General features: G+C 36.5%; 9 protein-coding genes. All 9 read right to left on the bottom strand.

Going from position 1 to position 6,000, the window contains the following annotated elements:
- Positions 1-5 precede the first annotated feature (5 nt).
- Positions 6-752: a Fic family protein gene (locus tag DK423_RS04975; protein WP_005555354.1), complete on the bottom strand. Its 747-nt coding sequence runs from the start codon at positions 750-752 to the stop codon at positions 6-8.
- Positions 713-1,003, bottom strand: coding sequence for a hypothetical protein (locus DK423_RS11290; protein WP_050542427.1), 291 nt, complete (start codon positions 1,001-1,003; stop codon positions 713-715). The genes DK423_RS04975 and DK423_RS11290 overlap by 40 nt, the downstream gene beginning before the upstream one ends.
- A 1-nt stretch (position 1,004) precedes the next feature.
- On the bottom strand, positions 1,005-1,190 hold the full coding sequence (locus DK423_RS04970; RefSeq protein ID WP_005555357.1) for an antitoxin VbhA family protein: 186 nt from the start codon (positions 1,188-1,190) through the stop codon (positions 1,005-1,007).
- A 228-nt stretch (positions 1,191-1,418) separates the two neighbouring features.
- Positions 1,419-2,318 (bottom strand): Fic/DOC family protein, encoded by a 900-nt coding sequence (locus tag DK423_RS04965; RefSeq protein ID WP_005555359.1) that lies wholly within the window; start codon positions 2,316-2,318, stop codon positions 1,419-1,421.
- The gene (locus DK423_RS04960; RefSeq protein WP_005555361.1) at positions 2,299-2,478 is read right to left on the bottom strand and encodes an antitoxin VbhA family protein; all 180 of its coding nucleotides are present in this window, start codon (positions 2,476-2,478) and stop codon (positions 2,299-2,301) included. Before DK423_RS04960 ends, DK423_RS04965 begins: the two co-directional genes overlap by 20 nt.
- A 195-nt stretch (positions 2,479-2,673) precedes the next feature.
- Entirely contained in the window at positions 2,674-2,991 is a 318-nt protein-coding gene (locus DK423_RS04955; protein WP_231093172.1) for a hypothetical protein, read from the bottom strand.
- Between the two features lie 1,158 nt (positions 2,992-4,149).
- Entirely contained in the window at positions 4,150-4,932 is a 783-nt protein-coding gene (locus DK423_RS04945; RefSeq protein WP_109043892.1) for an energy transducer TonB, read from the bottom strand.
- A gap of 9 nt (positions 4,933-4,941) precedes the next feature.
- Complete coding sequence (gene exbD / locus DK423_RS04940; protein ID WP_005555369.1) at positions 4,942-5,388, bottom strand: TonB system transport protein ExbD; 447 nt, start codon at positions 5,386-5,388, stop codon at positions 4,942-4,944.
- Between the two features lie 3 nt (positions 5,389-5,391).
- Entirely contained in the window at positions 5,392-5,862 is a 471-nt protein-coding gene (gene exbB, locus DK423_RS04935) for a TonB-system energizer ExbB (RefSeq protein WP_005555370.1), read from the bottom strand.
- Between the last annotated feature and the right edge of the window lie 138 nt (positions 5,863-6,000).

Raw genomic sequence — 6,000 nt, 5'->3', positions numbered from 1 at the left:
TTTATTTATAGGGAAAAACCTTTAGATTTTTGAGCTTGTTGTTCCTGAGATTTAGGTTTAATTTTAGAACCTACGGCGTTAATTGCTCTTGCTTCAGGGCGATTGACTTTTAATTCATTATCTAGCTGTTTAGGCTTGATAGCTCCAGATTTCAAGGCTTCTGCGGTTATGCCTTTTTGCTGTATATCTTTATGATCAGCAAACCCATCAAGAGCCTTTGAGATCTGGCTATCTTGCTTGATAATTTCATTAGCCTTTACACCGTTTACCAGAACATCATAGGATTTTTGACCTAATTTTTCGGATAGCTCTCCATTGAACGAAAAATCTACTTTATAGACTTTAGATTGCTCAACATTTAATTCAGATAGTGAATCACTTATAATTTCCTCTAGGGATTTATATTCTTTATGGTAAAGAATCGCATTTATTTCATCTTGTAACGCAATTCTTTGGACTGGATCTGCATTTTTCAACAGACTAACTGAATTTACTTCAAAATCTCTTGCTAAATATATTTCTGTTCTAGTTGCTTTAGACCAATCTAATTTAAACCCAACTTCTTCCGAAAGAATTCGAGTAAATTCTCGTAATGTTCGACTATTCCCATTAGGTAATGGGTGAATGTAATCTAGCTTTTTATAAATATCTGCAACTTCTTTAGCAAATTCATCTTTATTAAAAGTTTTTAATCGGTTTATATTGATCGCATTTAAAGTATCTTCAGCCTCTTTAATACTTCTACTATCCATGGAGTTATAAAAACGGTTATATTCCCAAAGCCCCGATAATAGAGTGCCTTATGCCACAACTCATTACTACCTATTTCAACTTCAGGTCTAAATTTACCAGCTACATCATGGCTATCCTGAAAAATATAACCATTTAATCTTTTCAGATGTTCTAAATCAAATTTCCCTTTTACAGGATTTTCTCTCAATTCTGATAAACGAATAAATGACAACTTATCCTTTATCTCTTCTTCAGAATAACCCTTCATCATATTACACACCTGCTCTTACTGCTGTAATATATTCTTTTGTAAATTCTTCTCTTGTTAATAAACCTTGAATATATTTATCGGCAATTTCTAACAATCCTTTAGGTAAAGTCACCCCCTCTAATCCTACGCTAGATTTTGCATATTCAACTGCTTCACGTCTAACTTCTTTTTCAGCTTCAGAAATCATAATTTGCCTCTTTAAAAACGGATATACCTATTATAAATAGTAGGTATGTTATACACCATAAAGAATTTTTTTAAAAGTCTTTCACAAGCCTTTTATAAATCTTCTACATATTATTTATAGAAAAAAATAAAAAACGAGCAAAATAACTACCGCTTTCCTGCGGTTGTTGCTGAATTCTCAAAGAGTAAAGACGGACTACGTTCGTTTTTTTACTCTTTGGACTATTATTTATAGGGAAAAACCTTTAGATTTTTGAGCTTGTTGTTCCTGAGATTTAGGTTTAATTTTAGAACCTACGGCGTTAATTGCTCTTGCTTCAGGGCGATTGACTTTTAATTCATTATCTAGCTGTTTAGGCTGGATAGCTCCAGATTTCAAGGCTTCTGCGGTTATGCCTTTTTGTTGCATATCTTGATGAGCAGCAAGCCCATCAAGAGCCTTTGAAAGTTGGCTATCTTTCTTTAGCAGATCATCGGCTCTTACTCCATTTACTAAAACATCATAAGACTTTTGTCCTAATTTTTCAGATTTTTCTAAATTTAGAGATAGAGGAGTTAGCCCTTTTTCGATAATATTCTCAAGCCCTTTATAATCACATCTATGAGCTTGAATTGAAGCACTTGTCATTTCTTCTTGAGTTGTTTTATCAAAACTTAATTCGTAGCCAGCCTCTTTTGCTAATTGAGCTATAAAGATTCGTTGTGTTCTTCCGTTCCCCTCTCTAAAAGGGTGTATAGCGTTAATTTCCCCCATATAGTAAGCTAATCTACCCACAATTTTATCAGACTCTGTTTTCTTCAAAAATTGCTCATTTTTGAGTTCCTTAAACAGTCTTTCAGATTGCGGAATAATACGATAGCCCATAGTGAAATCTTGTTCACCTTTTTGTAAATATCCATCTCTTATTTTTCCAGCAAAGGGATAAGTATCTTCGAATAATTTTTTATGGATAGCTTGAAGGTGCTTTAAATCAAATTTACCGTTAATTGGATTTTGATTTAAATCAAGAGCTTTCATATAAGAAGAAGCTCTTTCTATCCTATTTAATTCAGCTTCATCTTTAATTCCTTTTTTATTTATTAAAACTCCATCTTCATAAATATATGGATCAGATCCCGTATATTTCATAAACTCTCTCCTGAAATTCTTTATAACTAATTTCACCGTTTACCCAATCTTGAGAAAGTTCTAAAATATCGCTATCAGTATCCAATCCCTCAAGACGATTATTATCAATAGCAAATTGAACTGATTTTTGTCTACTTAATTTTTCTTCATTAGTAATCATACTTTTCTCTCTTTATATCAAAAATTATTGATTGAACAAAATAGCAGAGCGTCTCGCAATGCAACCGCCGAATTTGAATAATAGCACTCATAGCTATCAAATTTTACCACTTTTTAGCCGTGCCTGTCGCCGTTTTTTCAATCTCCACAAGTCGCCTACCCCATAGATGCAACAGCAGCTTGCTTATATTGCCCCTCATAAACTTTTATTGTCATAGCCGTCCAAATTCAAATTTAACTTACATTTTGCATAATGCAACAAGGCAAGAATAATCACACTTCTAACACGAACATTGATCCAATTTACCCGATAATCTTCGTAAAGTTCATAGAAAAATTCATAAGTGCGATTTTTTTGTATAGCGTAAGTACGCCCTGATTTTTGTACATTTGAACTTGTAACAAAATCAACATAATCAAGATAGTTAAAATCAGTTCGCATAAATTCAGCCACAATATTAAATAATGCAGCCTTTTTATTAAGATTAGTAACTTCTAAAAGTTTATCAATCAATCTATATTGAGCTTCTGTAAATCTTACCGTAGATAAATTAGTGCTTGTTTTTTTCGGTTTCTCTTGTTTAATTTCGCCGCTTGAAGCCTGTGAGATAAAAGTGGCGGCGTTTGTTGCGTGAAGATAATCGCTGACAACCTGGCGGTTGGTAGTTAATGCATTGAATAAATGCCTGAATACAACTAATCAACAAAATGAATGGCGCATTCCCTGGCAACGTAAACACATTCCCCAAGAGATAGTATTACACTAGTAGCACACAAAAAAATCTACACCAATCAAATTCAGCAAAAGTTAAATAGTTTAAAACTTGAACGTAAACAAATTTTACGCCAATTGGCGATTTTTAAAGGCAAGGTGGCAACCTTAAATGAGACCATTAAGATTATGCAAGAATAGCAAGTATGGTTTTAATACTGAGCTGTTCATCTGCCGTACCTGCAATGCTTCAAAGATAAGCTCCATAAAATGCTATTAAGTATTCTACATCAATGCTTTTATCGCACTTTCACCTTGTGAGAAATCTCTGAGCTTACTGTTAAACACGATAACCAAGACATCACAGCCACCAAAGAGCATAAAGATTCCGTGCGCGAAGCATTAATCTTTTTTTCTACATAAAACACCATGAAATTCGCCCGAAAGATGCCAAATGGAAACTCATTACTCATTAAAGTAGCAACCTCAAGCCGATAAAACCTTTCACGTTCATAGTCCTTTTTCTCTAATCGCAATAAAACTCGCTTGATTGCCCGGTAATAGTTATCATGAACCTCAACAAGTTGTGGATGACTACGCAAGGCTAATCATGTTCTGCAATTTCAAAATAAGGCAACTAGTCATTATGCTCTTGTAAAACCTTTGCAATGCAAGGGCAGTTATCAACGATGGAGGTTCAGGCATGAATGATATGAGTTCATTGATTTCCTGTGTTAACATATTGACCTATATTGCAAGTATTTCTTGCTTTGCCTTTAACAGCAGTAATTGCTCAATCAGCTCGTACTTCAATAACTTTTGTATCATAATAAAAACCCCTATCAAATGTAATTTTAATAGGGGTTTTAGAATTTTTAATAAGCTAAATCTTTGTGCAACTGCTACATAATACCGAATTCACCTGAAAAAGTAACCGCACTTTTTTATTGAAGCCGACGCTTAGTTGATTTTGAAACTAATCGGTACGCTGATTGAAGATGAGATCCCTGCCGGGCGCGGACCTATAGAGCGGGCGCTGTTTACCGCACTTAACGCCGCATTATCCAAATCTTCCGCTCCGGAACTTTTTACGATGCTCGCCCCGCTAATGGAACCATCTGCGCCGATGGAGAAAGAAACGGTTACAATGCCTTGCTTACGCATCATTTTGGCACGTGTTGGATAGCGTTTATGTTTCTCAATTTCACGTCGAATTGCCGATAAATAGGCATTTCTTTCATCGCTGCTGGCGCCACTGCCTGCTAAATTCGGATTATTGGTTGTCACCGGACCGGTTGATGTGGCTTTAGAATTCACCGAGGCATTGGAATCCACCGTTTTGTCACCCACAGGCACATCGGTTTTCGGTTTTTGCTTCGGCTTCTCTTTCGGTTTTTCCTTTGGCTTTTCTTTCGGTTTTTCCTTTGGCTTTTCTTTCGGCTTCTCTTTTGGTTTTTCCGGCTCTTTCGGTTTTTCAACTTTCGGCGGTTCCGGTTTTACCGTCGGATCATCTACCGCTTCCTGCTTTTCAGGTTCCGGCGCTTTTTCTTCCACCGATGGCGGCTCAGCTTCTACTTGCGCCATCAGCATTTCCATGGAGATGCTGGTGGACAATTCCCCGGCAACGCTATTAGCACTGAAATCTGATTTTTTCACGTGACTCCAGAACAACAAATAAACAATCACAGCATGAATCAGTAGAGACAAAAGCAAACTTAAGAGTGAACGCTTTGCTGTTTGCATAACATTCTCCTAGTTGCCGGCCGGCTGCTCTGCAGGTTTGGCGGATTGTTCATCGGCAGGTTTCGGTTTGGCGGCGCCATTGTCTTTGGTTGCCACGATCGCTACATCTTTAATTTCATTTTTTGCCAGTAAATCGGTGACGGAAACGAAATCCTGGAAAGATGCCTCGGAATCAATTTTTAGCGTCACTTTTTGCTTTTTATCCCAACCGGCGATTTCACTCTCTAAGCTTTCAAGATTGGTAGGTTTATCGTTGAAATATAATTCACCTTTTGCCGTTACCGTTAACAATTTTGCCAACTCATTGGATTTGAATGCGACGGAAGAACTGGCTTTCGGTACATTCACTTGGATTTTCCCCTGGGAAATGAAAGATGCCGTAATCAGCACAATCGCAAGTAGCACCAACATAATATCAATGAACGGGATAATGTTGATTTCATCAAACTTTTTCACAGGTTATTCCTTATCCTGTTCTTCTTTTTTATGTTGTTGAGAATTTAGTACTTTCCACTTCAAACGGTTCACTTCGACTTTGCGTCCCAAGGCATTATAGAAAATCATGGAAGGAATCGCCACCAGAATACCTAGTGCAGTGGCTTTTAAGGCCAAGGATAAGTGCAGCATGATTTCACCGGCATCTACTTCACCACCGGATTGACCGATTTGGTAGAAGGTCAGCAAAATCCCGATAACGGTGCCTAAGAGACCTACATAGGGTGCATTTGCTCCCACAGTAGAAACTATAGTGAGGTTACGGTTTAAATCAATTTCAAGTGCATAAATGGTGGAATATTGACTCACTTTAACACGGGATAAAAAGAAGAAACGTTCGATGACCATGGCGAGCATTAATACGCTCATAAACAGTAATAAACCGATAATAATGTAGTCACTATAATTTTGTAAGAATTCAAAAATTTGTGGCATTTGCTTTTCCTTTTTAAATGTGATCTGCTTAAATAGTAGAGAGAGGGGGCAGATCATACCCCTTCCACAACTGATAATCAATCTCATTTATTGTAAAAATCTGTGCTTATTTTTAAAACAAAAAGCGATAAGAATACT

This window comes from Aggregatibacter actinomycetemcomitans (genome assembly GCF_003130205.1).
GTDB classification, from domain to species: Bacteria; Pseudomonadota; Gammaproteobacteria; order Enterobacterales; family Pasteurellaceae; genus Aggregatibacter; species Aggregatibacter actinomycetemcomitans_A.
This window is presented reverse-complemented; position numbering and strand designations above follow the sequence as displayed.